This is a genomic window from Salinactinospora qingdaonensis, from assembly GCF_039539445.1.
Classification (GTDB): Bacteria; Actinomycetota; Actinomycetes; order Streptosporangiales; family Streptosporangiaceae; genus Salinactinospora; species Salinactinospora qingdaonensis.
In genome coordinates this window covers 127,638-154,597 of the sequence record NZ_BAABDD010000005.1, presented here as the reverse complement: position 1 = coordinate 154,597, position 26,960 = coordinate 127,638, and the positions used below count along the sequence as shown (strand labels likewise).

Sequence of the window (26,960 nt, the reverse complement as noted above, 5' to 3'; positions counted from 1 at the left end):
CCGACAGCACACCCTCGCCCGGCGGCATCTTCGTGAGACGACCCGACGACACCAGGTCCGTGGAGTGAGCACGGCCCCGATGCCGTCGGCGAGTGGCACCACGGCGCCGCCAGAACTCAAACGTCGGTCACGCGGAGGCCCGCGTGGGACTTGTAGCGGCGATTGATGGAGATGATGTTGGCCGTAAGCGCCTCAACCTGGTGGGCGTTGCGCAACCGGCCCCCGTAGATCCCCCGCACCCCCGAGATGCGCGCCGCCAGGGCCCGCACGGTGTCGGTGGCCTCCCGGTCGTCACCCAAGACGAGCACATCGAGGTCGACCTCGTCGACCTGCGGGTCCAGCAGGACGACCGCGGAGACGTGGTGGAAAGCGGCCACGACCCGACTGTCGGGCAGCACGGCGCTGGCTTGCTCGGCGGCGCTGCCCTCCTCCACCGGCAGCGCGAACGCGCCCCGCTTGTCAAAACCCAGCGGGTTGACGCAGTCCACGACGATCTTGCCGGCCAGCGGCTCGCGCAGCGATTCCAACAGCTCGCGGTGGCCCTCCCAGGGCACGGCCACGATGACGAGATCGCCCTGTTCGGCGGCCTCAGCGTTGGCCAGCCCGCGCACCGACGCAACGTCGAGCTCGGCGGCGGCGGACGCGGCGCGCTCGGCGTTGCGGGAGCCGATGATCACCTCGTGGCCGGCCAGCGCGAACCGGCGCGCCAACCCGCGCCCCTGGTCGCCGGTGCCGCCCAGGACAGCAATGGTGAGCCCGCTGACATCGGGGGACTCGTATGGGGATCTCTGATGTGCCATACCTCGATTTTCCCGGATGAGCACGGTGGCCTGGTCGATCCACCCGCGGATGCTGCAAATTCCATGCCGGATAGGGCACTATGAGAGACGTGGAAGCCCATCACGTAGCGTCACTGCGCGAACTCCTTTCCGCCACACCGTGGGTGGAGCGCACCGAGGAACTGGCACGCGCCCTGCGTCTGACCCGCGACCCCGGCGGGTTGATGCTGGTCGGCACTCCCCAGGAGGAGCCCTGGCACTTGGCGGCCCACCTCGACGACGAGAGCCGCTATGCCGACCTGCCGCAACTGTCGCCCACGCTGGTGCGCTGGCAGCCGCCCCCGGGCGCGCCGGCGCATTTGAGCATCGGCATGGAGCGACTGGCCGACGCCCGCCGCGGCGAGACGCTGTTCGTGGTCAACCCCGCCGACGAGACGCCCGCCCCGCTGCTGGAACGGGTCGACGACGCCCGCCGCACCGGTGCGACGATCCTCGCACTCGACCAGGGCGACCACGAACTCACATCGCTGGCGCACGACGCCATCAGTCTCACGCCCAGCAACGCGCCGCTGTCGTTCGACGGGTTGCAGCACCTCGTCAGCAGCGCGGCCGGCGAAGCGGTCGAGAGCCGCCGCAAGGGCGGCCTCAAAGACCGCCTCTCGCGGTTTCTGGACCTGGTGAGCGGGCCGCGCATCGCCGAATGAAAAGCGACCCCGAGCGGGGGACGCCGCGGGCGCGGGTCACTCGCGTTCGTCCTGCTCGTCCCAGGCTTCGTTGCGCTCCTCGACGGTGCGCAGGGCGTTGGCCGCGGCTTCCTCGTCGGGGTAGGGGCCGAGGCGGTACTTGTTGGGGCAGCCCGGTCCGAACTCCGGGCGGCTGTGCTTGAGGCAGTACCACCAGCGGCGGTCACTGCCCGGGGTGTTGTCGTGCTGTTCACTCATGACCGTCTCCTCCGGATCGCTGCTGCCGCGCGACGTCCGCACTCAACGACCTACCCCGTTGTGAACCAAGACTCACCGTGTCAAAACCGGCCGCGGGGTGGGCGAACGAGACGCTGCGCGCTCTGGGCGTTCACGGTGGGGATGAGCGGGGACGAGACACTACAATCGGTGCACATGACGACCCCGCTGGTTCCCGGCCGCCTTTCGCCGCAACGTTCCGTTCCTGCCCACATCGCCCGTCCGGAATACGTCGGCAAGAAACATCCCGTGGAGGGAGTTTCGGGGGACATCCAGTCCGCCGAGACGATCGAGGCCATGCGGGTGGCGGGCCGCATCGCCGCGCAGGCGCTGCACGAGGTGGGCCGCAACGTCAAACCCGGTATGACCACCGACGACCTCGACCGCATCGGCCACGAGTTCCTGTGCGACCACGGCGCCTACCCCAGCACCCTGGGCTACAAGGGCTACCCCAAGTCGTTGTGCTCCTCGCTCAACGAGGTCATCTGCCACGGCATACCCGACGACACCGTGATCTCCGACGGCGACATCGTCAACATCGACATCACCGCCTACATCAACGGGGTGCACGGCGACACCAACGCCACGTTCCTGGCCGGTGACGTCGACGAGGAGTCGCGGCTGCTGGTGGAGCGCACCCGCGAAGCCCTGAACCGCGCGATCAAGGCGTGCCGCCCGGGACGACGGGTCAACGTGATCGGCCGGGTCATCGAGTCCTACGCCAAACGTTTCGACTACGGGGTGGTGCGCGACTTCACCGGCCACGGCGTCGGCCCGGAGTTCCACTCGGGTCTGGTCATCCCCCACTACGACGACGAGCGCGCCACCACCCTCATCGAGCCCGGTATGACGTTCACCATCGAGCCGATGCTCACGCTGGGCACGATCGAGCACGAGATCTGGGACGACGGCTGGACCGCGGTCACCGCCGACCGCAAACGCACCGCCCAGTTCGAGCACACCCTCCTCATCACCGAGGAAGGCGCCGAGATCCTGACGCTGCCGTAGGTACCTTCGGGCGGCCGTTCACAGTCCACTGGAGCCGCAGCGCATAGCGCGGACGGCCCCTTGCCTTATGGGAAGGCAAGAGTGTCTTGTTAGAGGTTCACTTGTGCCTGGCAGCACCAAAGGAGCCACTTTCAGCATGTAGCCATGCACAAAAAGCAACAAAGTCAGACCAACGCTTCATCGGTCGCTCCCCTGCGTTTCCTCTGGCTGGAAATCACCGGTAGGTGTCAACTGGAGTGCTCGCACTGCTATGCCTCCAGCGGGCCAAGCGGCACCCACGGCACTATGACGCGGGTGGATTGGCAACGGGTGATCGCCGAAGCCAGCGAAGCCGAGGTAGGCATGCTCCAGTTCATCGGTGGAGAGCCAACCCTCCACCCTGACCTTCCCGACCTGGTCGACTACGCACTCACTGTCGGCATCGAGGTTGAGGTGTTCTCAAACCTGGTGCATGTCCCAACGAGGTTGTGGGAGGTGTTTTCCCGTCCCGGCGTACAGTTGGCCACGAGCTACTATTCCGATGACTCTGGAGAGCACGCAGCGATCACCAAACGGGTCACACGCGACCGGACCAAGGAGAACATCGCTGAGGCCCTACGCCGCTCAATACCGCTGCGGGTAGGAATTATCGACCTCCGCGAGGGACAACGCGTCGAACAGGCTCGGGCGGAGCTGGAATCCCTGGGGGTGACGTCGATCGGCGTGGATCGTCTTCGCCAGGTCGGCCGAGGGGTTCGGGACCAGCAGCCAAGTCTGGACCAACTGTGTGGTCATTGCGCCAGCGGTAATCTCGCGATAGCTACTGATGGCACGGTCTGGCCTTGTGTGTTTACACGGTGGCTCCCCATAGGGAACATCCGGGACATGTCGCTGACCGAGATCATCGATTCACCCTATGCTTCCAGAGTCACTGGAGAACTACGGGACTTCTTCGGAGTACATCAAGCCCCGTGTACGCCAGGCATGTGCACCCCCAAATGCGGCCCTAAATGCAGCCCGGACTGCGCACCGAGCAAGTGCGGCCCTAACCCGAATTGCGTGCCGCGATATTCGTGCGGCCCGTGCCACCCTAAAGATAGGACCTGCAAGCCGGAGCAGAACTGCAAGCCCAACCAGTGCCGACCCAGATGAACGACGGAGCGGAATGGACCGAGACGAGTCTGAGCAGCGCTTGTTCCTGCGCCAAGTGCTCGCTGACGGTGCCGCGCGACTGGGTGCCGAACCCACGGGGGAGCCCGTTTTCGGCTGGCGCGACAGGACGATCGGTGCTCTGGCGATACGGCGGGGCGAGGCGGTCTGGTTGCGGGCCACGGGCGAGCACCGGGAGTGGACCGGGGATCGTATGTGGACCGGCAACCAGGACGCGGCAGCGTTGACCGGCGTGGCCAAGCCGACGGTGTTGGCGCGCTCGGAGTGGGAGGAACCGCCCGTCGTGCTCGCAGCCGAGGTCATGACGCTGGCCCCGGAACCGGTCTGCTCCTCCACCCCGGAACTACGAAAGGAACTCGATCTTCCCGACGCCTGGTGGGAGCAACTGGCTGACTCCCTGGCACGGATCGAGGCGCAGCCCAGCGCCCGAGTCAGTTACAGCGAGAAGAACTTCGCGTACTGCTTGCACGTGCGTTTCGGTCCCTGGGTGGATCTCGACGTATCGCTAACGTGGGCGACGTCGCACTGCGACCTGCACTGGGCCAATCTCACCGCGCCGGGCTTGACGATCCTGGACTGGGAGACATGGGGAAGGGCACCCCAGGGCATCGACGCCGCCACCCTCTACTGTCACAGCCTGCTCGTACCAAAAACGGCGCGCAAGGTTTATGAGGTTTTCCGCGACACCCTCGACACTCCTGCGGGAAAACTGGCCCAACTTTCGGTCATCGACCACCTGCTCAGCCGAGCCGCCGATGGTGAACATCCCGACCTAGTGTTGCCGCTGCACCGCCTTGCCGACCAACTGTTGAACCGCCGCCCCGAAGGTGACCACCCATGTATTTAACCCAGATCAGTCTCCCGCCAGGCCAGCCGGAAGAATGGCCCTTCACCATGGCGCCGGTGCAAGAACTGGGTAAACAGGGGCTCGAATTCAAGCGGCCGGTGACGTTTCTGGTTGGTGAGAACGGGTCGGGCAAATCCACCCTTATCGAGGCAATCGCCGGTGTCTGCAAGATCAGCTCCGAGGGCGGGAAGGCCGGCACCAAGTACTCCAGCACAGATGGGAAGACGCCACTGGGCGCGGCATTGAAGGCCGAATTCACCACTGCCGGGCTGCGGCTGACCGGGGGTCCCCGGCGCAAGCGCAACGGCTTCTTCCTACGTGCGGAGACCCTGTTCAACCTGGCGCGCAACCTCAAGAGCACCCCCTACGGCTTCTGGGAGTCGGATCTGGAGGCGCAGTCTCACGGCGAAGGGTTCTTCACCGTGTTCGACACGATGTTCACCGAAGCGGGTCTCTACCTGATGGACGAACCGGAGGCGGCGCTGTCTTTCATGTCCTGCCTCAAACTCGTCGGGCTGCTGCACGAGCTTGGTCAGTCAGGAGCACAAATTATCTGCGCCACACACTCACCGATCCTCGCCGCTACCCCGGGAGCCGACATCATCGAGGTGGGCGAGCATGGCGCCCGTCACACTTCCTGGGAGCAACTGGAGATCGTTGACCATTGGCGGCGTTACCTGGCCAAGCCCGACAAGTACCTGCAACACCTCACCCAGGACTGAGACGTTCAGCCAGCTCGGCGGCTAACCTTCGCGCCGTAAGCGCCTTCGGGCGGACCGGTCAACAGCCCCAGGGCCGCGACGTGTAACGCAAGCGGCCCCGGGGCGGTGGAAATCGTCGTGGCTGGGGACCGCTCACGCCTGCGGGCTCAGGCTGCGGGCGATCCGGGCGGCGAGGTGGACACTGGCGGTGCCCTCCTCGGCTTCGCACCAGGTTTCCCACGCGGCGCTGCGGTCGGCGTCGAGGAAGACCTTGGCGCTGGCGGCGTGGTCGGAGGTGTGGACACACAGGTCGTGGGAATCGCCGCTGCGTGCTTTGCGCACGGTGTAGCCCGCCCGGTTGAGCTGGTCGGCGACCGCGGCGATGTGGCGTTCAAGCTGCTCGGGGGAGAGTAACTCCGGGAATTCGTCGTCGATGCCGCAAGCGTCGGCATGGTAGACAGAATCCGAGCCGTTGGGGGCATCCATGTGAGATCTCCTTTCGGTGAAGCTGCCCGGGGCGGGAGCGCCAACTCATCAGCGCCCTGGGCAGCTACTTCTCGGTTACCGGGCAGGACGGTGGAACTCGCCCTTGCCCACCCCGTCCACAAAGCACTCCCACTCATGAGGAGTAAAGAACAGGACGGAACCATCAGGATTCTTCGAATCACGCACAGCCGTGCCGCCCGCCACATGGGCGACCTCCACACAGCCATGCCCACTGTTGCTGGCGGTGGCCTTGAACCAGTGCGCCGTTGCCAGGTCTGGTTGAGTTGTCATCTGGCGTAGTCCTCCGCGATCGCGATGATGAGGGAGAGCGACTCCTCCGGCGCCATGGCTGCGGCGTTGAGGAGATCGAATCGCTCCCGGAATTCTGTCACCACCTCTCGTTTCTGGATGAATATGTTGCCGGTGGGCGCATCCAGGTAAAGCTGGTTGCAATCCTGGGGATCATCGAACTCCAGAAGCATGAAGGGGCCGCTCATAGCGACATGTGCCCCACGCGCGAACGGCAGCACCTGCACAGTGAGGTTGGGCAGTTCCGCCAGGGCCGCGAGGTGGCGCAGTTGGGCGGCCATGACCGCAGGCCCGCCAACCGGGCGACGCAGCACGGACTCGTCGATGATGTTCCAGAGCTTCAGCGCGGGCTCGCGCTCCAGCACGTGCTTGCGCTGCATCCGCAGCTCTGTGAGCCGGGCGACGACTTCTTTGGGGGCACGCGGTCGCGAAGCGTGGATCACCGTCCGTGCGTAGTCCTCGGTTTGCAGCAGCCCGTGAAGCAGTTGGTCATCATAGCTGCGCAGCGCTACCGCTTCGCTTTCAAAGCCCATGTAGCTGTCCAGGCCCGAGGGGAGCACGTCGTCGTACTCGTCCCACCAGCTCTCCTCGACCGCGATCTTGGACATGGCCTGGAAACGTTCTTGCTGCTGGGTGTCGCTCACCCCGTAAAGCTCCATCAGGGCACGCAGCTCGGCCGGCTTGGCGAAGCGCTTCCCCGTCTCGATCCGGCTGAGGGTGGCTTCCGAGACGCCGATGTGTTGCGCTGCTTGCAGGTTGGTCAGCTCTTTGCGCTCCCGCAGCTTGCGAAGCTCGATCCCCAGCCGCTTCCGGCCGACAGTGGTGGTGACCACACCGCCTCCTTCCCATCGCAGTCACGTTAATACGCTGGGTAACTAGCTTGCAATAGCTTTCTGAAAGAAAATGAGGAAAAAGAAAGCCCTAGCGGAGAGTCAGACACCTATCGACCCGATTTATGCCGCTATGAACTGGAATTACTCCCGACAAGATGTGCTGTACGCCGCCCCAGCACCCCGCAGAATCCGACCACTGTATCTTCAGGAAAACCAGAGCCGGTAGTCGCCTCCCCCAAGACGACCGCCCGCAGGCGTGGGCGGCGACCGGCGTCCCCGCTGGAGGGGCCGGGGAAACAGGGCGCCACATCTGGGTGACGTTATGTGCCGATATGAGTGCGTGGTGCGATAGGAAGCTTTACAGTCGGGAGTCGTGAAGATCCTGATCTCGGCTGACATGGAGGGCGCGACGGGGGTCACCTGGCCCGCCGATGTCGAACCGGGTACCGAGCAGTGGCAGCGTTGCCGCATCATGTTCACCTCCGACGTCAACGGCGCCATCGCCGGGTTCTTCGCCGGCGGAGCCAGCGAGGTCGTGGTCAACGAGGCCCACGCGAGTATGCGCAACCTGCTGCTGGAACGCCTCGACGAGCGCGCCACGATGCTCACCGGACGCCACAAGGACCTCACGATGGTCGAAGGGGTGCAGCACGGCGACATCGACGGGGTCGCGTTCCTGGGCTACCACTGCGGTGCCGGTGCCGCGGGGGTGCTCGCCCACACCTACCTGCCCAACTCCATCACCGGCGTGTGGCTCGACGGCGCACCGGCCAGCGAGGGGGTGCTCAACGCCCGCGTCAGCGCCGAGTACGGCACCCCGGTGGTGCTGGTCACCGGCGACGATCGCGCCTGCGCCGACGCCGCGAGCTACGCGCCCGCGGCCCGCACGGTCGCGGTCAAGGAGCACGTCTCGCGCTACGCGGCCCGGTGCCGCCCGCCGGTGCGCACCCGCGCCGACATCGCCGAGGGCGCCGAGGCATCCATGGCGCTGGCCGGACGCCTGCGCCCCGCCGCGCCCGAGCCTTTGACGGTGGAGGTCGAGGTCGACGCCGCCCAACTCGCCGGCGCCGCCGCCATGATCCCCGGCGTGGCACGCCATGGCGAGCGCCGGGTGGGGTTCACCTCCCCCACCGCCTATGACATGATCCGTTGCTTCAAAGCGGTGACCACCCTCATCTCCAGCGCTGTGGAGCGTGACTATGGCTGAGACCGACGACGCGACCGCCCCGCGACCCGCCAGCCACGGCGGCGCGTGGGAACGGGTCGACGACGAGGTGGTGCGCTTCACCCGCGACCTCATCCGCATCGACACCAGCAACCGGGGCGGCGGCGACTGTTGGGAGCGCCCCGCGGCCGAATACGTCGCCGCGCGGCTGGCCGAGGCCGGGCTCGAGCCGGCGGTACTGGAGGCCGCGCCCGGGCGCACCAACGTGGTCGCCCGCGTCGCCGGCAGCGACCCCTCGGCCCCGGCGCTGCTGGTGCACGGCCACCTGGACGTGGTGCCCGCCGAACCCGACGAGTGGCGGGTGGCGCCCTTCTCCGGCGAGGTGCGCGAGGGCATGGTGTGGGGGCGCGGCGCCATCGACATGAAAAACGCCGACGCCATGGTGCTGGCGCTGGTGCGCTCCTGGATGCGCGCCGGGGTGCGGCCCACCCGTGACGTCGTGCTCGCCTTCACCGCCGACGAGGAGGACAGCGCCGCCTACGGCGCCGACTGGCTGGTGCGCGAGCACGCCGACCTGTTCGAGGGCTGTAGCGAGGCCATCGGAGAGTCGGGAGCCCACACCTTCCACACCCGCTCGGCTACCGGCGCGCCGGTGCGGATCTATCCCGTGGGTGCCGGCGAGCGCGGAACGGCGTGGCTGCGGCTGAGCGCGCGCGGCACCGCCGGGCACGGCTCCAAAGTCAACGACGACAACGCGGTGGCCGCTTTGGCGGCGACGGTGGCCCGGATCGGCCAACACCGCTGGCCGGTGCGGCTCACCCCCGTGACGCGGGCCGCCCTGGCGGAGCTGGGGCGGGCCGTGGGGGTGGCCGCCGACCCTGAGGCGCCCGGCTTCGACGTCGAGCGTGACCTGCCGGAGCTGCTGGAGCGGCTCGGCCCGGCCGCGGAGCTGGTGCGCTCCACGCTGTGCAACAGCGCCGCGCCCACCGTGCTCGACGCCGGCGGCAAGATCAACGTCATCCCCGCCACTGCCAGCGCCGGGATCGACGGCCGGGTGCTGCCGGGGACCGAGGCGGAGTTCGAGGCCACCATGGACGCCCTCACCGGCACGAGGGTCGAGTGGACCTACGCCCACCGCTCTATCCCGCTGGCCGCGCCGGTGGACTCGCCCACGTTCGCGGCGATGCGCGCGGCGCTGCGCGCCCATGACCCCGGAGCCCACGTCGTTCCGGTGTGCCTGTCCGGTGGCACCGACGCCAAGCAGTTCGCGGCGCTGGGCATCACCGGCTATGGCTTCTCCCCCTTGCTGCTGCCGGAGTCGCTGGACTATGGGGCGCTGTTCCACGGGGTGGACGAGCGCGTCCCCATCGAGGCGCTGCGTTTCGGCGTGCGCGTCCTCGACCACTTCCTGCGGTCGGTGGCGTGAGACCGCTCCGGGCGGCGCGAGCCGTGCCGGAGGAGTCCAACCCCAGAAAGAAGGCGCCGGTGACCAAACGAGTTGTGCCCTACGGTGCGTGGCCCTCCCCGATTGATGCCGAGACCGTGGCCGCCGACGACGGCCTGCCGTCCTGGCCCACCGCGCTGGCGGGCCAGGTGTGGTGGGCCGAACCCCGCCCGCGGGAGGGGGGACGGGTGGCGCTGTGCCGCACCCGCCTCGACGCCCCCGACCACGGCAGCGAGACGGTGCTGCCGGCGCCGTGGAACGCGCGCAGCCGGGTCCACGAGTACAGCAGCCGCTGCTACGTGCTGCTGCCCGGCAGCGCGGGGCCGGCCGTGGTCTTCAGCGAGTTCAGCGACCAGCGACTCTACCGCTACGAACCCGGCGGCGCCGCGCCGCTGCCGCTGACCCCCGAGCCGGCGCTGCCCTCGGGCGAGCGCTACGCCGAGCCCATCATCTCCCCCGATGGCGGCGAGGTGTGGTGCGTGCGCGAGAGCCACATTGGGCCGGCGCCCACCGACGTGGTGCGCGCCATCGTCGCGGTCCCCCTCGACGGGGCGGCGGCCACCGACCCCGACGCCATCCGCGAGATCGTCACCGACCGCCACTTCCTGGCCTGCCCCCGCGTGAGCCCCACGGGAGGCCACCTGTCGTGGATCGGTTGGGACCACCCCAACATGCCGTGGGACGCCACCGAACTGCGCGCGGGCGCACTCACCGCCGAGGGCCGCCTGGAGGGGACACACACGGTGGCCGGTGGACCAGACGAGGCGATCGTCCAGGCCGAATGGCTCGACGCCGACACATTGTGCTACATCTCCGACCCCGGCGGATGGTGGAACCTGCACCGGGTGCGGTTGAGCACCGGCGAGCGCGGGCCGTTAGAGCCCTACCTGCGCACCGAGGAGTGCGGCGGTCCGCTGTGGCAATTGGGCTCGACGTGGTGCGCGGCGCTGGCCGACGGGCGGATCGCCACCATCCACGGCACGGCCACGACCTCGCTGGGGGTGCTCGACCCGGCGAGTGGAGTCATGCGTGACGTCGACACCGGCCACACCGCGTGGCTGCCGCGGCTCACCCCCATCGGCGCCGGCGCATGGGTGGTCGGGCTGGCCGCCGGCCCCACGATCCCCGGCGAGGTGGTCGCGGTCGACCTCGACAGCGGACAGTGGCGCTCGCTGAGCCGGCCGCGCGACACCACGGGCGAGAAGGTCCCCTTCGCCGCCTTCCTGCCGCGCCCCCAGGCTGAGGTGTTCACCGGTCAAAACGGGGTGAGCGTGCACGCCAACCTCTACCCGCCGCACCACCCCGAGGTCACCGGCCCAGCGGAGACACCGCCGCCCTATGTGATCTTCGTCCACGGCGGCCCCACCGGTCACAGCCCGATGCTCTACGATCTGGAGATCGCCTACTTCACCAGCCGCGGCATCGGCGTGGCCGACGTCGAGTACGGCGGCTCGACCGGCTACGGCCGCGCTTACCGGGAACGGCTGCGCGGCAACTGGGGGGTGGTCGACGTGGCCGACTGCGTGACCGTGGCACGGTCGCTGGCCGAGACGGGACGAGCCGACCCCGACCGGCTGGCGATCCGGGGCGGCAGCGCCGGCGGGTGGACCGCTGCCGCGGCCCTGGCGTTCACCGACACCTTCCGCTGCGCGGCGATCCGGTTTCCCATCTTGGACCTGGTGGGGTGGCGCACCGGGGAGACCCACGACTTCGAGTCGCAGTACTTGGAGAGCATCGTGGGGCCGTGGCCGCAGCAGCACCGCCGCTACGAGGAACGCTCCCCCATCAACCACGCCGATCGGGTCAGCGCACCGTTCGTGCTGCTGCAAGGGCTCGACGATCCGATCTGCCCGCCCGCCCAGTGCGAACGGTTCCTGGAGCGCGTGGCCGGGCGCGAGGTGGCGCACGCCTATCTCACCTTCGAGGGTGAACAGCACGGCTTCAGACGGGCCGCGACGATGGTCACGGCGCTGCACGCCGAGTTGTCACTGTATGCGCAGGTATTCGGGTTCGACACCGACGCCCCACCGGTGCGGCTTCAGCATTGAACCGCGCTGTGCCGGGGTCAAGCGCCCGAACGCGCGGGGGACGCGAATCCGGGGGCGCGGTGATTCCGTTATCGTGAATACGCAGCGTAGTCTTATGGTAATCCGTGAGAAGATAGTGAGGAGGATGGCGTCCACGCCCGGTCCGACGTCCGGGACCGCGCCAAGAAACGATGCTGACGTCTTCGGACCTCTCTCCTGGCCTAACGCGCCCACCGCGGCTGCGTGCGGGCGACCGCGTGTCGGTGGTGGCCCCCTCCGGCCCCGTCTCGCGCGAACTTCTCGACAAGGGGTGCGCGCTGCTGCGCGAGTGGGGGTTGGAGCCCGTGCTCGGGTCCCACGTCTTCGACCGCCACCCCAAGTGGGACTTCCTGGCCGGGAAAGACGCCGACCGCGCCGCCGATCTCCAACAGGCGATGACCGACCCCACCACGGCCGCCGTGCTGTGCGCGCGCGGGGGCGACGGCGCCCACCGTACGCTGGATCTGCTGGACTTCACGGCGCTGCGTGAAGCCCCGCCGAAGGCGTTCGTGGGCTACAGCGACGTCACCGCGCTGCACGAGGCGTTCGCGATGGAACTGGGGCGGGCGGGCCTGCACGGGCCGATGCCGGCCACAGCGGCGTTCTCCAACGACGCGCCTACAGCGCGAGGGCTGCGGGCCACGCTGTTCGACCCGGAGTCGCAGATGCGACTGACCTCGCCCACGGCCGAGACGTTGGTGCCGGGCACCGCGCGCGGGGTACTGGCCGGCGGTAACCTCAGCCTGCTCAACGACGGCATGGCCACCCCGCACAGTCGGCCGTGCGCGGCCGAGACGATCCTGCTGTTGGAAGAGGTGGGCGAGGAACTGCGCCGTATCGACCGCATGCTGGGGCAACTGTTGCGCAGCGGCTGGATAGAAGGGGTGGCTGGGATCGTGCTGGGCTCCTGGCACCAGTGCTCTCCGGGCCCGCAGGCGATCCGGGAGTTGCTGCTGGAACGGTTGGCACCGCTGCGGGTGCCGGTGTTGTGGGAGTTGGGCTTCGGGCACGGCCCGAGCCAGATGACCGTGCCGGTGGGGGTCGCGGCCACGCTGGACGCCGACGCGGCGACCCTGACACTGGAGCAGCCGGCGCTGACGGCGGGCGATGGGTACGGCCACACCCCGGCGTGAGGCCGGTTCCCTCGGTGTTTTTGCGTTGACCGGTCGCTCGGGGGTTTCTATGGGGATGGCACGCCGGGGTGGGTGAGATGGCGTTGTTGGCTCGTGCCTCGATCGTTGCGCGATCTCGCCGCCCCCGGCGGGTGGGCCGCACGTAGCGGATCTGCCACTCGCCCGCACCTGGAAAGCTTACTGTTCGCTCGTGCCTCGATCGCTGCGCGATCTCAGCAGCCGCAAGGGGGCGCCGTGGCTGGGAGCCGGAAGCGACGCGGACAGCCACAGGGGTAAAGGAACGCCGCTCCAGCACGCGATGTCGCTGCCGCGAAGAGTGTCGCTTTCCTCAGGAAGGACAGCGCTGTCGCGGGATGTCACCGCACCCCAAAACACCGCTGTCACACAGAGCATCACTGTCGCACGCGACGGTGCCCCAAGACACCGCTGTCACACGGGGCGCCGCTGCCGCGGGGCCCAACGGTGGGCGGCGATCTCCGCGAGAGCGGGGCCGAGGGCGCCCCGGAAGGCGTTGAGCCGCAACACCCACTGGCACGGTCATCTGGCTCGGGCCATGCCCGAAGCCCAACCCCACCATGGCCACAGCCCACCCCAGGCTGCCGAGATCGCGCAGCGATCGAGACACGAGCGACGGAAAACATCGCACACTCTCCTCAGGCCACAGCCATCCCCCCGCAAGCCCCCCGGGGGCGCTCACTCGGCGGGAAACAGGTGGCAGGCGATGTGGGGAGTGCTACCGCCAGGGGCGATGGCGGGCTCCTCGGTACGGCAACGCTGGGCCACACCAGCGCGGTCGGCCATGCCCGAAGCCAGTGCGGGGCAGCGCGGGTGGAACCGGCATCCACCGGGTACGCGGGCCGGGTCGGGCGGTTCGCCGGCCAAGACCGTGGGCTCGGCCGCGCCGGACTCGGGCAGCACCGACAGCAGGGCGCGCGTGTAGGGGTGGCGGGCGGCGGTTAGCACCTCCTCGACCGGGCCGACCTCCACGACGCGCCCCAGGTACATCACGGCGACCCGGTCGGCGATGTTCCAGGCCAGCCCGAGATCGTGGGTGACCACCAGGGCCGCCAGCTCCAGCTCGTCGCGGAGCCGCAGCAGCAACTGCAAAATCTCGCCGCGCACGGAGGCGTCGAGTGAGGCCACCGGCTCGTCGGCGACGATCAGCTCGGGGTGCAGCACCAGCGCGCCGGCGATCACGACCCGTTGGCGCTGCCCGCCCGACAGTTCGTGGGGGTAGGCCAGGAAGAACCGCTCCGGCGGGCGCAGCCCGGCGCGGGACAGGGCCGCGGCCACCTGTTCGGTTTCGTCGGCGGTGGTGCCGTAGTGGATACGCAGCCCCTCGGCGACAGCGTCGTAGACCGTGTGGCGCGGGTTGAGCGAACCGTGGGGGTCTTGGAGCACGAACTGGACCCGGCGGCGGTAGGCGCGCAGGTGCCGCGTCGTCGCGGCGAGGGGCCGGCCGTGGAAGCGCACCGTCCCGCTAGTGGGACGCTGTAACCCCAGCAGCGCGCGGGCGAGGGTGGTCTTGCCGCACCCGGACTCGCCCACCAGCGCGACGATCTCGCCACGTCCCACATCGAGGTTGACGCCGTCGACCGCGCGGGCGCCGGCGTGTCCCCGCGATCCGGGGAACGCCACTCGCAGGGCGGCGGCCGACAGGGCGGCCTCAGGCGCGGTGGGGGCGGGGGCGGGTTCACGGTAGGTACTCATCTGCTCGTCAGCGCGAAGAACCGCTGCCCGTGGACACTGGGCGAGAGGGTGCGCGCTTGCCTCCTTTCCCTGCTCGTCGCTGCTGTTGCTGGCTGTGGTCCCCGCGCGCTGGGCCGGGACGGCGCCGGCCCCGCCGCCGCGACCGGACGCCCACCGGCGGTGCGCCGGGCCGGTGCGGTCTGCTTCGGGTGAGTCGGACCGCCGGGCGGCTGCTCGTGGCACGGCCCGCCGTGGCTGTTGAGCAGGTGCCGGCCGCCACAGCCGGCAGCGAGGTCACCACCGGCCCTCCTCGCTGCCTACAGCGGGTTCGCCTACCGCCGGCTCGACCGCAGGCGCCTCGGGCACGACGTGGACACACGCCGCCGAACGGTGCGTACCGGCTGGCCACAGCACGGGGTCGATCCGGGCGCAGCACGGTTGGGCGCGCTCGCAGCGCGGGCGGAACGCGCACCCTGCCGGCAGGGCGGCCGGATCGGGCGGGTCGCCGGCCAGCCCGCGGGGGCGCCGCCGGGAAGCGGGGTCGCCGATGCGGGGAAAGGCGCCGCTCAACGCTGCCGCATAGGGGTGGCGGGCGTCGGTGTAGACCTCCCGGGCGGGCCCCTCCTCCACGATCCGGCCGGCATACATCACCGCGAGTCGGTCACAGGTGTGGGCCAGGACCGACAGGTCATGGCTGATCAGCACCATGCTGACACCGGTCTCGTCGACCAGTCCCGCGATCAGGCGCAGGATCTGGGCCTGAGTCATGACGTCGAGCGCGGTGGTGGGCTCGTCGGCGATGATCAGCTCAGGTTCGCAGGCCAGCGCCATCGCGATCATGACGCGCTGGCGCTGGCCCCCGGAGAGCTCGTGGGGGTAGGCGCCGGCGCGCTGCTGCGGGAGCCCGACCTGGCGCAGCAGCGCCGCCACCCGCTCGCGTGCCTCGGCGGCGGAGGCGGTGGTGCCGTGCAGCAGGAGAGGTTCGGCGATCTGCTCGCCGACCCGGCGCACCGGGTTGAGCGAGTGCATCGCCCCCTGGAACACGATCGAGGTGGCCGCCCAGCGCACCGCCCGTAGCCGCCCCCACTTCATGGTGAGCACGTCCTCGCCGTCGAGCAGGATCTGCCCGTTCAGCGCCGCGGTCTTGGGAAGCAGGCGCAGCAGTGCCAGGGCCAGCGTCGACTTGCCGCAGCCCGACTCGCCGGCCACCCCCACGGTGCCGGCGTGGGGGACGGTCAGGTCCACGCCGCGCACGGCGGGGACAGCGGAGTCGGCGCCGCCGGCGCCCCGGTAGGTGACGGTCAGGTCTCGTATGTCGAGGTGACTCACCGGCGCTCCCGCAGTTTGGGGTTGAGCACGCCTTCCAGGGCCCGACCGCACAGCGTGAAGGTCAACGCGACCAGCGCGATCGCCAGCCCCGGCGGTATCAGGTACCACCAGACTCCGGCGCTGATCGCCCCGGCTTCGCGGGCGTCTTGGAGGATGGCGCCCCACGAGACCGTCGTGGGATCGCCCAGGCCGAGGAAGGCCAGCGTCGACTCGGTGATGATGGAGTTGGCCACCAGCAGGGTGGTCTGGGCCAGCACCAGCGGCATAACGTTGGGCAGCACGTGGCGGAGCATGATGTGGCCGTGGCCGCCTCCCAACGCTTTAGCCCGTTCGATGTAGGGGCGCGCCTCCACGGCCAGCGTCTGGGCACGCACCAACCGGGCGGTGGTGGGCCAGGCGGTGACGCCGATGGCGACGATGACCGTGAGGGTGCTGCGGCTGAGTACCGCGGCCAAGGCGATGGCCAGCACCAAGGTGGGCAGCACGAGGAACCAGTCGGTGATCCGCATCAGTACGGTCGCGGTCCAGCCTCGAAAATGGCCGGCGAGGATGCCCACGAGCGAGCCCAGGGTCACCGACACCAGGGTGGCGAGGAAACCCACGGTCAATGAGACCCGCGAGCCCCAGATGACCAGGTCCAGCAGGGAACGGCCGAAATTGTCGGTGCCCAGCGGGAACCGCGCGCTGGGGGGCTGGTAGGGCGTACCCGGCGCGCCGGTGAGGCTGAGCTGAGCGGGGTCGACCAGCAGCGGAGCCGCGAGCGCGAGCAGCACGAACAGCATCAGACCGGCCAGCCCGACCACGCCGGCTCGGTTACGGCGGTACTCGCGCCAAAAGCGCAGCCAGGCCGTGCGGCGGCGGCGCCACGCCATGGCGCGCGGCGGCGCGGCGCGGCCCTGCGACGCCGGGGAGCAAGGAGCGCGCTCGGATTGGCTCATGGGCGCACCCGCGGGTCGAGCACGGGGTAGACCAGGTCGGCGAAGAGGTTCATGACGATCACCGAAGCCGAGAAGACGATGAACAGCCCTTGGACCAGGGGCAGATCGGGGACTTTGAGCGCCTCGTAGAACAGGGTTCCCAGGCCGGGCCAGGAGAAGACGGTCTCCACGAGGATCGTGCCGGCCACCACCTGGCCGAGGTTGAGAAAGATCAGGGTGACGGTGGGCAGCAGCGCGTTAGGCACGGCGTGGCGGCGCAGCACGAGGTCGTTGCGGAGCCCTTTGGCGCGCGCGGTCACCAGGTAGTCGCCGCCCAACTCGTCGAGCAGCGAGGAACGCATGATCATCAAGTATTGGGCGTAGACGACGGCCACCATGGTGGTCACCGGCAGCACCATGTGGTGGGCGACGTCCACGGCCACGGCGAGGGTGCCGGTGGTGCCGGGGGTCATCATGCCGCCGGGCGGGAACAGGCCGGGCATCGGGCCGATGCCGGTGGCCAGGGCGGCGATGAGGAGCAGGCCCAGCCAAAAGGTCGGCACCGACCACAGGGTCAGGGCGAGGCCGGTGTTGAGGCGGTCGGTGGCCGAGCCGCGACGCCAGGCCGCGCGCGTGCCCAGCCACAGCCCGAGGATGGCGGCCAGCACCGTCGCGGTTCCCACGAGCAGGACGGTGGGCCACAGCCGCGCGCCGATCAGCTCACTGACGGGCGCGCGGTACTGGTAGGACATGCCCATGTCGAGGCGGAGCACCCCGAGGCAGTAATCGAGGAACTGCTGGGGCAGCGGTTGGTCGAGGCCGAACTCGCGGCGCAATTGGGCGAGCTGTTCGACCGTGACCGCGCGACCGCGCGTCATGGCGAGGACCGGGTCACCGGGCAAGATCCGAAACAGGAAGAATCCGGTGACCATGACGGCCAGCAGCGACACCGCCGAGCTGAGCAGTCTGCCGCCGATGTAGCGCAGGGTGCCAGCGCGCGGACGCCACTGGCGGCGGCGCGGCGGCGCGGCGGCGCGCTCGGTGTGAGGGCGGGGTGGCGCGCTCATTCGCGGTCCTCGGCTGTGGCGCGCCGGTGCCGAACGACGAGGGCGGTGCCGGTGACGACGAGGAGGCTACAGATCGTGATCCCGACGATCAGAACGGTCGAAGGGCCGCTTTCTGAGGTGAGCCCCTCGGCCGGGGCGGCCGACCACCAACTCCAGTAGCCGTCCTGGTGGGCGATGTTGCCGCCGGGTTCGGGTTGGACCTGGATGGCGGCGATGTGGTCGGAACGGTAGGCCTCAAGCATGTCGGGGTAGGTCAACACGTTGACCACGGCCTCCTGGTACAGGATGCGCTGCATCCGCTGGATGAGTTCGGCGCGGGTGGCCGGGTCGTACTCGGCGAGCTGCTGGGCGTAGAGGCGGTCGTACTCCTCGTCGCAGAAGTAGGCGTCGCTGCGCATGGCACCGGGCTCGGTGGGCAGGGCGTCGCAGGTGTGAATCCCCAAGACGTAGTCGGGGTCGGGGTTGACCAGCCATCCCGTGAAGATGAGGTCGTACTCGCCGGCGTGCAGCGCGTCGCTGACCACGCCGGGGTCGACGTATCTCCCGCGGATCTCAATGCCGATGTCGGCGAGCCATTCCGTCATGAAGCGGGCGGCCTGCACGTTCTCAGGCTGGTTGTTGTGGACGTGCAGCCTGAAGGAGAGCCGCTCGCCCTCGGGAGAGACGCGGATGCCGTCGTCGCCGCGGGTGTAGCCGGCCTCGTCGAGCATGGCGTTGGCGGCTCGGGGGTCGAACCCCAACCGTTCGTCGGCTTCGGGCTCGAAGTGGTAGTCGGAGTAGCGCGACGGTATGTATCCGTCTGCGGCCTCAGCGTAGCCCCCGAAGACGCGATCGACGAGGGCTTCCTTGTCGATGGCGCGCACGATCGCCCGGCGCACGACCCGGTCGGCCAGCGCCGGGTGGCCGTCACCGAACTCTTCGCCGTCGACGGTCGTGGCGCCGGGGTTGATGGTGAAGGCTTGGAACCGTTTGCCGTTGGCGGCGTTGACGGTGATGTCGCCCTCGCCGCGCAGGGCGTCGGCCTGGGCGGGGGTGAGACCGGCGACGAAGCTGACGGCGCCGGTGCGGAGCGCCTCGACCATGGCGTCTTGGTCGTTGAAGTAACGAAAGACCAGGCGGTCGAACTTGGGGGCGCCGCGCCAGTAGTCGGGGTTGGCCTCCAAGGTGATGGACTGGTTGGGCTGGTAGTCGGTGAGGATGAACGGCCCGTTGCCCACGATGGGAAAGTCGGTGTCGTTGTTGAAGGTGGCGAAGTCCTCGACGTCGGACCAGATGTGCTCGGGCAGGATCGGGATGTCCAAAGCGAGCATGGTGGCCTGGGGCTGGCTGAGCTGGATCTCGACTGTGCGCTTGTCGACGGCGGTGACTTTCTCGAAGTTGGTGACGAAGTTGCCGTTGGCGGTGGCCGCCGCCTCGTCGGTCATCATCGTGGTCAAGGTCCAGACCACGTCCTGGGCGGTGACGGGTTCGCCGTCGCTCCAGGTGGCGTCGTCGCGCAAGGTGTAGGTCCAGGTGAGTTCGTCGGCCGAGGTCTGCCATGACTCGGCCAGCCCCGGGACGGCGGCGTTGGTCTCGGGGGCGTAGTTGGTGAGGTAGTCGTACATCAACCGGTGGATGGACGTGGAGACGACCCGCTGCGCCAAGAACGGACTGAGCGAGTCCACCGGCTGGCTCTCGGCGATAGTCAGGGTCGTGGTGACACCGTCGTCCCCGGTTTCAGCGGCGGCGGTGGGCAGCCCGCCGACCGTGAGGGCCGCTGCCGCGGCGGCAGCCAGCCAGCGGAGAAAGCCTCGCCTGCGGGGAGTCCGTCCCACGGCCTTGTGATCGGTCACCGAAGATCCTTGCGTTCGTACCGGGGTGATGGCCGCTCCCGCCACACTGGTGGTTGCGTGCCATCGGCTCGACGTCGCCAACCTATATTCACGTTGTGACACGGCACCGTCGTGATCAGTAATGCCGCCAATATGGGCACATGCCCTGAAGTAATCATTCCATCACTTAGAGTCGTTTGTCGTTTTCTCCTCCAGCGATTCGCCAGAATCTCCCTTAACCGCTACGGTTTCGCGCCATGATGGGGCACTCTCACGCGCTCAGCGGAGCCGTTGGCTGGATGGCGATCGTCCCGGTTGTCCAGGGACAACAGTTCTTCAACATCCACTTCGACCTCGGGCCGGGCGAGATCATCGCCGGCTCTCTCGTGTGCGCCGGCGCCGCCTTGGTGCCCGATCTCGATCACAAAAACGCCACGATCACCCAGACCTACGGTCTGGTCACCGGCACACTCAGCGCCCTGTTTAGCTGGATCTTCGGCGGCCATCGCAACGGCACTCATTCGCTGCTGTTCGCCCTCCTCATGGGCGGCCTGACCCAACTGTTGGCGTTGTGGTCGGAGCTGGCCGTGCAGATCTTCGTGTTCTTGCTAGTGGGGATCGCACTGAACGGGCTGGGCTTTGGCATGGACAAAAACCGGGCCGCGGCTGCCGTGCTCAACGCCATGGGCACGGCCGGCATTGTGCTGGCGCTCTACACCTCAGGGGTGGACTACTCCTGGATGGGGCTGGCGGTGGCGTTCGGCTGCCTGCTGCACTTCGTGGGTGACATGGCCACCCACATGGGGGTGCCCCTGTTCTGGCCGATCAGCAAGTACCGGGTCGGGCAAAACATCGGCTTCGAAACCGACGGCAAGATCGAACGCACGGTTGTAACTCCCCTGCTGAGCATCGGCGTCATCCTGTTCTCGATCTACCTCTTCCCCTGGCAAGACATCCTCCCCAAGGCGTAGGCACCCCGCCGCGGCTCTCCTGCGAGGCGCGGCACGACCGCGGTGTCGGCGGACACCGCCGCTGGCCGCGCGGGCTGGCCTCACGAGCGCGTCACGCGGCGAGCCCCTCCCCCGCGCGCAACCGCGGTCTCGCCGGAAAACCTCAGTAGGCTAGATGGCGTGACACGCACGAGCGAGAACCTCAGCCCGGAACTGTACGAGTACCTACTCGCGCACAGCGAGCCGGTCGACGAGCTGCTGCGCGACCTCGTGGCCGAAACCGAGCAGCGCTTCCCCGACAGGGTGGGCCTACAGATCGGGCCCGAACAAGGCACATTCATGCGGATGGTGGCCCAACTCGCCGGGGCGCGCGATGCCGTGGAGATCGGTACGTTCACCGGCTACTCCGCCATCTGCCTGGCGCGGGGGCTGGCTCCGGGCGGCACCCTGCTCAGTTGCGACCTCAGCGAGGAGTGGACGTCGGTGGCGCGCTCCTACTGGCAGCGGGCCGGGCTCAGCGACACGATCACGCTACGCCTGGGGCCGGCGTTGCAGACCCTACGCGAACTCGACCGCGAGCCGCGCTTTGACCTGGCCTTCATTGACGCCGACAAGGAAGGCTACATCGACTACTGGGAGGAGTTGGTGCCACGGATGCGTTCGGGAGGCACCATCCTGGCCGACAACACCTTCTCCCACGGGCGCGTCATCGATCCGGCCGCGACGAGCCCCGCCGTGGAGGGCATCCGCAAGTTCAATGTCCATGCGCGCGACGACGGCCGCGCCGAGGCGGTCATCTTGCCCATCGGCGACGGCCTGACGCTGGCGCGCGTGCGCTAGGTTCTGTTTTTTGGCAAGGGCGGGCGGTGGGCGGACGTGGGTGAGCGCCTCCGCTGGCGCCTTCGCGGGCTGCCGAAATCGCGCGGCGATCGAGGCGCGAGCCAACGAAGAACGCCCCCCACAGCCCAGACCTCCGAACACCAGAACCTAGCCATGGCGGGTGCGCTCCCGCCCCCATCGCCCGCCCGTGGGCCGCTTCGGACACGATCGCGAGGCGCCCGTGGCGCCGCTGTGTCCCGCGCCCCGGCGCGCAGCGGCGCCACGGGCCGATTCGCCCATCTCTGAGACCCCGGCGGCTCCGCTGCGCTAGGCTCGCCGACCATGCGGCTGCTGCACACCTCCGACTGGCATCTGGGCCGGTCGTTTCACCGGGAGAGCCTGCTCGACGCGCAAGCGGCGTTCATCGATCACCTCATCGCCACGATCCGCTCCGAACGTGTCGACGTCGTGCTGGTCTCGGGTGACCTCTACGACCGCGCCCTGCCCCCTGTCGACGCCGTCCGACTGTTCAGTGAAGCGCTGCGGCGCATCCGCGACACCGGCGCCAAGGCCGTGCTGATCAGCGGCAACCACGACTCCATGGTCCGGTTGTCCTACGCCACCGAACTCATCGACGCCTCGGGGGTGTATCTGCGCAGCGACCCGGCGACGGTGGGCACGCCGGTCATCCTCAACGACGAGCACGGCCCGGTCGCCTGCTATGGCATCCCCTACCTCGAACCCGAACTGGTGCGCCACGAGTGGAAGCTGACCAAACGCAGCCACACCGCCGCGCTGAACCACGCGATGGACCTTGTACGCGCCGACCTGGCCACCCAACCGGCCGGCACCCGCTCGGTCGTGCTGTCGCACGCCTTCGTCCGAGGCGGCGAGCCCTCCGACAGTGAACGCGACATCCGCGTGGGCGGCGCTGCCGACGTTCCGGCCAGCGTGTTCGACGGTGTCGACTACGTCGCGCTGGGCCACCTGCACGGCCGGCAGCGCGTGGCCGAGAACGTCTACTACAGCGGCTCGCCGCTGGCCTACTCCTTCTCCGAAGAGCACCAGGTCAAAGGGAGTTGGTTGGTGGAGTTGGACGCCGCGGGGGCGAGCGAGCCCGTATGCGTCGAAGCTCCGGTCCCGCGCCCCATCGCGCGGCTCCGAGGCCGCATCGACGACCTGCTGACCGAGGAACGCTGGCAGCGCTACACCGAGCACTGGCTCCAGATCACCCTCACCGACCCGCTGCGGCCAGCCTTTCCCATGGACCGGCTGCGCGAACGTTTCCCCTACGCCCTGCACCTGGAATTCGCTCCCGAAGGCGAGGTCGCGCAGCGCGAGACCACCTGGACCCAGCGCACCGCCGAACGCTCCGAGGCCGATCTGGCGCTGGATTTCGTCGACTGGGCCCGCGGTTCACCGGCCACTCCCCAGGAGCGCCACCTGATCGACCACGCCCTGGCCGACCTGCGCGCCCGCGAAAACGCCGGTTGAGCCCGACCGTCCCGGCCGGGTGACAGCCGACCCGGCCCCCTGTCCCCTCCCCCGTGTTTTCCCGTCCCCGAGGAGCCCCCCATGCGGCTGCACCGGCTCACCATGCAGGCCTTCGGCCCCTTCGCCGACACCGTGAGCGTTGACTTCGACGCTCTGGCCGACGGTGGGCTGTTCCTCATCCACGGCCCCACCGGCGCCGGCAAGACCTCCGTGCTCGACGCCGTGTGCTTCGCTCTCTACGGGCAGGTGCCCGGCGCGCGCGAGGGCGCCAAGTCGCCGCGCAGCAACCACGCACCCCCCGACCGCGCCCCCGAGGTCAGGCTGGAGACCACGATCGCCGGGCGACGGCTGCACATCGTGCGCTGCCCGTCTTGGGAACGGCCCAAGAAGCGCGGAAAGGGCATGACCAAAGAGAATGCGCAGCTTGCCCTGAGCGAGTGGGTCGCGGGCGAGTGGCGCGGTGTCACCAACCGCATCGACGAGGCCGCCGACTTCATCGACGAGCTTCTGGGACTTTCGCGCGAGCAGTTCTGCCAGATCGTGCTGTTGCCCCAGGGCGAGTTCGCGCGGTTCCTGCGCGCGGGCGCGGCCGAACGGCGCGCCTCGCTGGAACGGCTGTTCGCCACCGGCATGTTCACCAAGCTGGAGAAATGGCTCGCCGAGCACGCCCGCGACCGCGGCCGGGCCGCGGCCGAGGCCGAGCGCGCCGTGACCCAGACCGCCGACCAGATCGCCGAGCGCGCCGGCCAGCCCGCCGTTACGGGCGCCGAGGAACCCGAAGAGCTGGAGCCGTGGGCCCGCGAGTTGGCGGCGGTGACGACCGCCACCGCCGCCGACGCCGCCGCCCTCGCCGCGGAGATGGGCCGGGAACGCGACCTGGCCCGCACCGCCCTGGAGCAGGCCAGGTCGCTGGTGCAACAGCAGGAGCGCTATGCTGCGGCGCTACGCCAGCGCGACGAACTCGACGAGCGTGCCGCGGAGCGCCACGCCATCGAAGCCGAACTGGCCGCGGCGGGGCGCGCCGCGGAGGTCGCTGCGCTGCTGCAAGCGGCCGAGCAGCGCCGTGTCGATGCGCAGAAGACGCGGCTGGACGCGGTCGAAAAGTGCGGTTTGGCAGGCACGCTGCTGGCACTGGACGATCTGGGGCTGCCCGCACAGATGTCTTCCCTGCCGGACGAAGCCACCGGGCAGGAACCAGAAACCGCCTTCGCCCGACTTGCCCGCGACAGCGCCGAAACCGCGCGCGCCCGGCTGACCGCCGCCGCACGACAGCGCCACGACGAGACCGCTCAACTGGAGCAGCGCCGCGCCGACGCCGATTGGCTGCGCTTGCTGGAAGAACAGCTCCAGCAGGTGGCCACCGAGGTCGACACCACCAAGGAAGAGTTGGATCGGGTCAGCGCCGAGGCGGCCAAGCTGCCCGAGCGCCGCGCCGAACTGGCGGCCAAGCTGGAGGAGACACGCGAGCGGAGCGGGCCACGCGAGACGGCTCTGGAAGCCTGCGAGACGGCGCGGCGCCGGCTCACGGCCGCGCGGGAAGTCCAACGACTCGACGAGGCGGTGGCGACCGCCCACGCGGCGCACTCCGCCGCCGTCGACACCGCGCAGCAGGCACGCGACCACTACCAGTCGGTGCGCGAGCAGCGGATCTCAGGCATGGCCGCCGAACTGGCGGCGGCGCTGACTCCTGAACACCCCTGTCCGGTGTGCGGCTCGACCGAGCACCCCCACCCCGCTGTGGCCGCAGCCGACCAGCCCAGCCCCGAGGACGAGGAAGCGGCCCAGCGCGACATGGAGGCCGCCCAGCAGCGCCGCGACGAGGCCAAGGACACGCTCACCTCGCTGACCGAACAACGGGCAGCCGAGGAACGCACCGCCGAAGGACTCACTATCGAGGAGGCCGAGGCGCGGCTTCGCGCTCGAGAGGACGAGCTTGCCGCGCTCGATACGGCCAACGAGGAGGTGCAGCGGCTCAGCGACGAGATCATCGACCTCGACGACAAACACGACGAGGCGCGCCGGCAGGAGAGCGAACTGACGGCCAGGCTCGCCGAGTGCCGGCAGCGGCACCGGGACCGAGAGCAAGAGCGCGACCGGCTGACCGAATCGCTGGCCCAAGCGCGTGGCGACGACCCCGACCTGGGCAGCCGCATCGATCGGCTCACCAGCGAGGCCGAGCTGCTGGAGGATGCGGCAGAGGCGCTACGCTCCTGGACCACCGCCACCGAGGAGCTGACCGCCGCCGAACACGAGGCCACCACCGGACTGGAGCGAGCCGGTTTCACCGACGCCGAGCAGGCGCGCGCCGCCGCCCGCACCACCAGCGAGCGCGAGGAGCTGACCAGACGCGCCCGCGAGTACGACGACGCGCGCGCCGCCGCCCAGGCCGAGCTCGGCGATCCCGACCTGATCGCCGCCAGCCGGCAGCCGGCCCCCGACCTCGCCGTCCTGGAAGGCGAGGTGGCCGCCGCCGAGCACAGCGCCGAATGCTTCCTGGGCTGGCACAAACAGATAGCCGACCGTGCCCACCGGCTGGCAGAGCTCCGCGTCAAGCTGAAGCAACGGCTGGCCGCCTCCCGTCCGGCCCGGGAGCACCACCAAGTCGCCGAACGCCTGGCACGGCTGGCGGCGGGCACCTCGGCGGAGAACCGGGAGAACGTGCAACTGTCGGCCTACGTCCTGGCGGCGCGGCTGGAACAGGTGGTGGCCGCCGCCAACGACCGGCTGGGCGACATGTCCGGGGGACGCTACGAACTGCGGCACACCATCGACAAGTCGGCCAGCGACGGTCGGAAGGTCTCCAGCGGCGGGCTGGGCCTGCGTGTCATCGACGCCTGGACCGGCCAGGAACGCGACCCCGCCACCCTCTCCGGCGGCGAGACGTTCATCACGTCGCTGGCCCTGGCGCTGGGACTGGCCGACGTCGCCGGTGAGGAGGCCGGTGGCGCCGACATCGGCACGCTGTTCGTCGACGAGGGCTTCGGCACGCTGGACGAAGACACCCTGGACGAGGTGTTGGAAGTCCTTGACCACCTGCGCGAGGGCGGACGCACTGTCGGTGTCGTCAGCCACGTGGCCGACCTGCGGACCCGCATCCCGACTCGGCTGCGGGTCGTCAAGACCACGCATGGCTCCCACCTGGAACAGACCACCTGAGCGGGGCTACGGCTCCGCTGGGGCCGCCGGCCACCGCGGGGCGAGACGGCCGGCGTGCTCTCAGGTGAAAACCGTGGGCGGGGTGATCGTGGACTGGACCGAGCGCCCGCGTGCGCCCACCGCCTGCCCTCGCCGTCCTCCCAAACAACAAAACCTCGACGCCGGGAAGTAACGATGGTGTCCCTTGTTTTCCGGACACATGAGGGTCTCTGGCCCCTCTTGTCCGGACACGAGACCGGGGTGGTGTGGTCTTTTCCGGCCACAAGGCCGGGAGGGTGTGGCTGTTCGCGAAACAGTCGCCTTGTGGCACGGGGAAGGTGGTGGCGCCCGCCCCGGATACCGCCCACCCCTGGCTGCCGAGACCGCGCAGCGATCAAGGCACGAGCGAGGGGAAACTCGCACACTGTCAGTGCTGTCGGCCGGGGGATGCACGCAAGCGATGCCCGGCACGAGGATGGGCGCGGCCGTTACACCGGGGACAAAACGTTCGGCCGGTTCGAGCTACAGCGCGGCCAGGGACCTCCGACCGGTGCGTCCCGCACAACCGCACAAGCGGGCCGAACGTGGGGCCGCACCACCGCTACCGGGCACTTTTCACCTCGCGAGCACAGGCCAAGCAGCGCGGCCACCATCGGGGCCGGTACCGGGCACCGTCGTGGTTCCCGCGTGGCCACTCCTGGCCGCGCTAGACCCGGCGCCGTCTTGGCCCCAGCGGGCGGAAGGCGGCGGTTCGGTGCGCTCAGACCAGCCAAGATGGGCTCGACCCGCCGCCGTCTCCCACGCGCTACGGCAAACCGGGAGCCGCGCGCCCGCGGGCGCGCCCGGACGGTGGCCCCGCTGCCCGGGTAA

General features: G+C 69.4%; 23 protein-coding genes. 13 read left to right on the top strand and 10 right to left on the bottom strand.

Annotation, left to right across the window (positions count from 1 at the left end):
• Positions 1–116 precede the first annotated feature (116 nt).
• Complete coding sequence (gene npdG, locus ABD848_RS07400; RefSeq protein ID WP_344968806.1) at positions 117–800, bottom strand: NADPH-dependent F420 reductase; 684 nt, start codon at positions 798–800, stop codon at positions 117–119.
• An 80-nt stretch (positions 801–880) separates the two neighbouring features.
• Between npdG and ABD848_RS07395 the strand changes: the two genes are divergently transcribed.
• Entirely contained in the window at positions 881–1,483 is a 603-nt protein-coding gene (locus ABD848_RS07395) for a hypothetical protein (RefSeq protein ID WP_344968804.1), read from the top strand.
• 36 nt (positions 1,484–1,519) lie between these two features.
• On the opposite strand, the gene ABD848_RS07390 is transcribed toward ABD848_RS07395, so the two are convergent.
• Complete coding sequence (locus ABD848_RS07390; RefSeq protein ID WP_344968802.1) at positions 1,520–1,720, bottom strand: hypothetical protein; 201 nt, start codon at positions 1,718–1,720, stop codon at positions 1,520–1,522.
• Between the two features lie 174 nt (positions 1,721–1,894).
• On the opposite strand from ABD848_RS07390, the gene map reads away from it, so the two are divergent.
• The 4 genes from map (at position 1,895) to ABD848_RS07370 (ending at position 5,464) form a co-directional block, all read left to right on the top strand.
• Positions 1,895–2,746: a type I methionyl aminopeptidase gene (map, locus tag ABD848_RS07385; RefSeq protein ID WP_344968800.1), complete on the top strand. Its 852-nt coding sequence runs from the start codon at positions 1,895–1,897 to the stop codon at positions 2,744–2,746.
• 144 nt (positions 2,747–2,890) lie between these two features.
• On the top strand, positions 2,891–3,877 hold the full coding sequence (locus ABD848_RS07380; protein WP_344968798.1) for a radical SAM protein: 987 nt from the start codon (positions 2,891–2,893) through the stop codon (positions 3,875–3,877).
• 13 nt (positions 3,878–3,890) lie between these two features.
• On the top strand, positions 3,891–4,742 hold the full coding sequence (locus tag ABD848_RS07375; protein WP_344968796.1) for an aminoglycoside phosphotransferase: 852 nt from the start codon (positions 3,891–3,893) through the stop codon (positions 4,740–4,742).
• Complete coding sequence (locus ABD848_RS07370; protein ID WP_344968794.1) at positions 4,733–5,464, top strand: AAA family ATPase; 732 nt, start codon at positions 4,733–4,735, stop codon at positions 5,462–5,464. The genes ABD848_RS07375 and ABD848_RS07370 overlap by 10 nt, the downstream gene beginning before the upstream one ends.
• Before the next feature lie 132 nt (positions 5,465–5,596).
• Here ABD848_RS07370 and ABD848_RS07365 read toward each other — a convergent pair whose 3' ends face one another.
• From ABD848_RS07365 to ABD848_RS07355, 3 genes are all read right to left on the bottom strand, one after another.
• Positions 5,597–5,929 carry a hypothetical protein gene (locus ABD848_RS07365; RefSeq protein ID WP_344968792.1) on the bottom strand — a complete coding sequence of 111 codons (333 nt, stop codon included), beginning with the start codon at positions 5,927–5,929 and terminating at the stop codon, positions 5,597–5,599.
• A gap of 75 nt (positions 5,930–6,004) precedes the next feature.
• Entirely contained in the window at positions 6,005–6,220 is a 216-nt protein-coding gene (locus tag ABD848_RS07360) for a DUF397 domain-containing protein (RefSeq protein WP_344968790.1), read from the bottom strand.
• Positions 6,217–7,071 carry a helix-turn-helix domain-containing protein gene (locus ABD848_RS07355; RefSeq protein ID WP_344968788.1) on the bottom strand — a complete coding sequence of 285 codons (855 nt, stop codon included), beginning with the start codon at positions 7,069–7,071 and terminating at the stop codon, positions 6,217–6,219. Before ABD848_RS07355 ends, ABD848_RS07360 begins: the two co-directional genes overlap by 4 nt.
• Before the next feature lie 373 nt (positions 7,072–7,444).
• Here ABD848_RS07355 and ABD848_RS07350 point away from each other — a divergent pair, with 373 nt between their 5' ends.
• The 4 genes from ABD848_RS07350 (at position 7,445) to ABD848_RS07335 (ending at position 12,879) form a co-directional block, all read left to right on the top strand.
• A complete protein-coding gene (locus ABD848_RS07350) occupies positions 7,445–8,278 on the top strand; it encodes a M55 family metallopeptidase (protein WP_344968786.1) in 834 nt (277 codons plus the stop codon).
• Positions 8,271–9,662 carry a M20/M25/M40 family metallo-hydrolase gene (locus ABD848_RS07345; protein WP_344968784.1) on the top strand — a complete coding sequence of 464 codons (1,392 nt, stop codon included), beginning with the start codon at positions 8,271–8,273 and terminating at the stop codon, positions 9,660–9,662. The genes ABD848_RS07350 and ABD848_RS07345 overlap by 8 nt, the downstream gene beginning before the upstream one ends.
• Positions 9,663–9,721: 59 nt before the next feature.
• Entirely contained in the window at positions 9,722–11,728 is a 2,007-nt protein-coding gene (locus ABD848_RS07340) for a S9 family peptidase (RefSeq protein ID WP_344968782.1), read from the top strand.
• 170 nt (positions 11,729–11,898) lie between these two features.
• A complete protein-coding gene (locus tag ABD848_RS07335; protein WP_344968780.1) occupies positions 11,899–12,879 on the top strand; it encodes a S66 peptidase family protein in 981 nt (326 codons plus the stop codon).
• A gap of 693 nt (positions 12,880–13,572) precedes the next feature.
• Here the strand turns inward: ABD848_RS07335 and ABD848_RS07330 are convergent.
• From ABD848_RS07330 to ABD848_RS07310, 5 genes are all read right to left on the bottom strand, one after another.
• The gene (locus tag ABD848_RS07330) at positions 13,573–14,589 is read right to left on the bottom strand and encodes an ABC transporter ATP-binding protein (RefSeq protein WP_344968778.1); all 1,017 of its coding nucleotides are present in this window, start codon (positions 14,587–14,589) and stop codon (positions 13,573–13,575) included.
• 273 nt (positions 14,590–14,862) lie between these two features.
• On the bottom strand, positions 14,863–15,897 hold the full coding sequence (locus ABD848_RS07325) for an ABC transporter ATP-binding protein (RefSeq protein WP_344968776.1): 1,035 nt from the start codon (positions 15,895–15,897) through the stop codon (positions 14,863–14,865).
• Complete coding sequence (locus tag ABD848_RS07320; RefSeq protein WP_344968773.1) at positions 15,894–16,835, bottom strand: ABC transporter permease; 942 nt, start codon at positions 16,833–16,835, stop codon at positions 15,894–15,896. Before ABD848_RS07320 ends, ABD848_RS07325 begins: the two co-directional genes overlap by 4 nt.
• Positions 16,832–17,881, bottom strand: coding sequence for an ABC transporter permease (locus ABD848_RS07315; protein ID WP_344968771.1), 1,050 nt, complete (start codon positions 17,879–17,881; stop codon positions 16,832–16,834). Before ABD848_RS07315 ends, ABD848_RS07320 begins: the two co-directional genes overlap by 4 nt.
• Positions 17,878–19,713, bottom strand: a complete 1,836-nt coding sequence (locus tag ABD848_RS07310; protein WP_344968767.1) for an ABC transporter substrate-binding protein — start codon at positions 19,711–19,713, stop codon at positions 17,878–17,880. Before ABD848_RS07310 ends, ABD848_RS07315 begins: the two co-directional genes overlap by 4 nt.
• Positions 19,714–19,949: 236 nt before the next feature.
• Between ABD848_RS07310 and ABD848_RS07305 the strand changes: the two genes are divergently transcribed.
• The 4 genes from ABD848_RS07305 to ABD848_RS07290 all read left to right on the top strand — a co-directional run bounded on the left by ABD848_RS07305 (position 19,950) and on the right by ABD848_RS07290 (position 26,111).
• Positions 19,950–20,663 (top strand): metal-dependent hydrolase, encoded by a 714-nt coding sequence (locus tag ABD848_RS07305; RefSeq protein ID WP_344968763.1) that lies wholly within the window; start codon positions 19,950–19,952, stop codon positions 20,661–20,663.
• Between the two features lie 159 nt (positions 20,664–20,822).
• The gene (locus tag ABD848_RS07300; protein ID WP_344968760.1) at positions 20,823–21,482 is read left to right on the top strand and encodes an O-methyltransferase; all 660 of its coding nucleotides are present in this window, start codon (positions 20,823–20,825) and stop codon (positions 21,480–21,482) included.
• Positions 21,483–21,803: 321 nt separating this feature from the next.
• Positions 21,804–22,955, top strand: a complete 1,152-nt coding sequence (locus ABD848_RS07295; RefSeq protein ID WP_344968758.1) for an exonuclease SbcCD subunit D — start codon at positions 21,804–21,806, stop codon at positions 22,953–22,955.
• 81 nt (positions 22,956–23,036) lie between these two features.
• On the top strand, positions 23,037–26,111 hold the full coding sequence (locus tag ABD848_RS07290) for an SMC family ATPase (RefSeq protein ID WP_344968756.1): 3,075 nt from the start codon (positions 23,037–23,039) through the stop codon (positions 26,109–26,111).
• Positions 26,112–26,960: the final 849 nt, after the last annotated feature.

Excerpts from the sequence above, each read along its gene's own strand:
- npdG (WP_344968806.1), bottom strand. The coding sequence starts at position 800 with ATGGCACATCAGAGATCCCCATACGAGTCCCCCGATGTCAGCGGGCTC.
- ABD848_RS07395 (WP_344968804.1), top strand. The coding sequence starts at position 881 with ATGAGAGACGTGGAAGCCCATCACGTAGCGTCACTGCGCGAACTCCTT.
- ABD848_RS07390 (WP_344968802.1), bottom strand. The coding sequence starts at position 1,720 with ATGAGTGAACAGCACGACAACACCCCGGGCAGTGACCGCCGCTGGTGG.
- map (WP_344968800.1), top strand. The coding sequence starts at position 1,895 with ATGACGACCCCGCTGGTTCCCGGCCGCCTTTCGCCGCAACGTTCCGTT.
- ABD848_RS07380 (WP_344968798.1), top strand. The coding sequence starts at position 2,891 with ATGCACAAAAAGCAACAAAGTCAGACCAACGCTTCATCGGTCGCTCCC.
- ABD848_RS07375 (WP_344968796.1), top strand. The coding sequence starts at position 3,891 with ATGGACCGAGACGAGTCTGAGCAGCGCTTGTTCCTGCGCCAAGTGCTC.
- ABD848_RS07370 (WP_344968794.1), top strand. The coding sequence starts at position 4,733 with ATGTATTTAACCCAGATCAGTCTCCCGCCAGGCCAGCCGGAAGAATGG.
- ABD848_RS07365 (WP_344968792.1), bottom strand. The coding sequence starts at position 5,929 with ATGGATGCCCCCAACGGCTCGGATTCTGTCTACCATGCCGACGCTTGC.
- ABD848_RS07360 (WP_344968790.1), bottom strand. The coding sequence starts at position 6,220 with ATGACAACTCAACCAGACCTGGCAACGGCGCACTGGTTCAAGGCCACC.
- ABD848_RS07345 (WP_344968784.1), top strand. The coding sequence starts at position 8,271 with ATGGCTGAGACCGACGACGCGACCGCCCCGCGACCCGCCAGCCACGGC.
- ABD848_RS07335 (WP_344968780.1), top strand. The coding sequence starts at position 11,899 with ATGCTGACGTCTTCGGACCTCTCTCCTGGCCTAACGCGCCCACCGCGG.
- ABD848_RS07330 (WP_344968778.1), bottom strand. The coding sequence starts at position 14,589 with ATGAGTACCTACCGTGAACCCGCCCCCGCCCCCACCGCGCCTGAGGCC.
- ABD848_RS07320 (WP_344968773.1), bottom strand. The coding sequence starts at position 16,835 with ATGAGCCAATCCGAGCGCGCTCCTTGCTCCCCGGCGTCGCAGGGCCGC.
- ABD848_RS07315 (WP_344968771.1), bottom strand. The coding sequence starts at position 17,881 with ATGAGCGCGCCACCCCGCCCTCACACCGAGCGCGCCGCCGCGCCGCCG.
- ABD848_RS07305 (WP_344968763.1), top strand. The coding sequence starts at position 19,950 with ATGATGGGGCACTCTCACGCGCTCAGCGGAGCCGTTGGCTGGATGGCG.
- ABD848_RS07295 (WP_344968758.1), top strand. The coding sequence starts at position 21,804 with ATGCGGCTGCTGCACACCTCCGACTGGCATCTGGGCCGGTCGTTTCAC.
- ABD848_RS07290 (WP_344968756.1), top strand. The coding sequence starts at position 23,037 with ATGCGGCTGCACCGGCTCACCATGCAGGCCTTCGGCCCCTTCGCCGAC.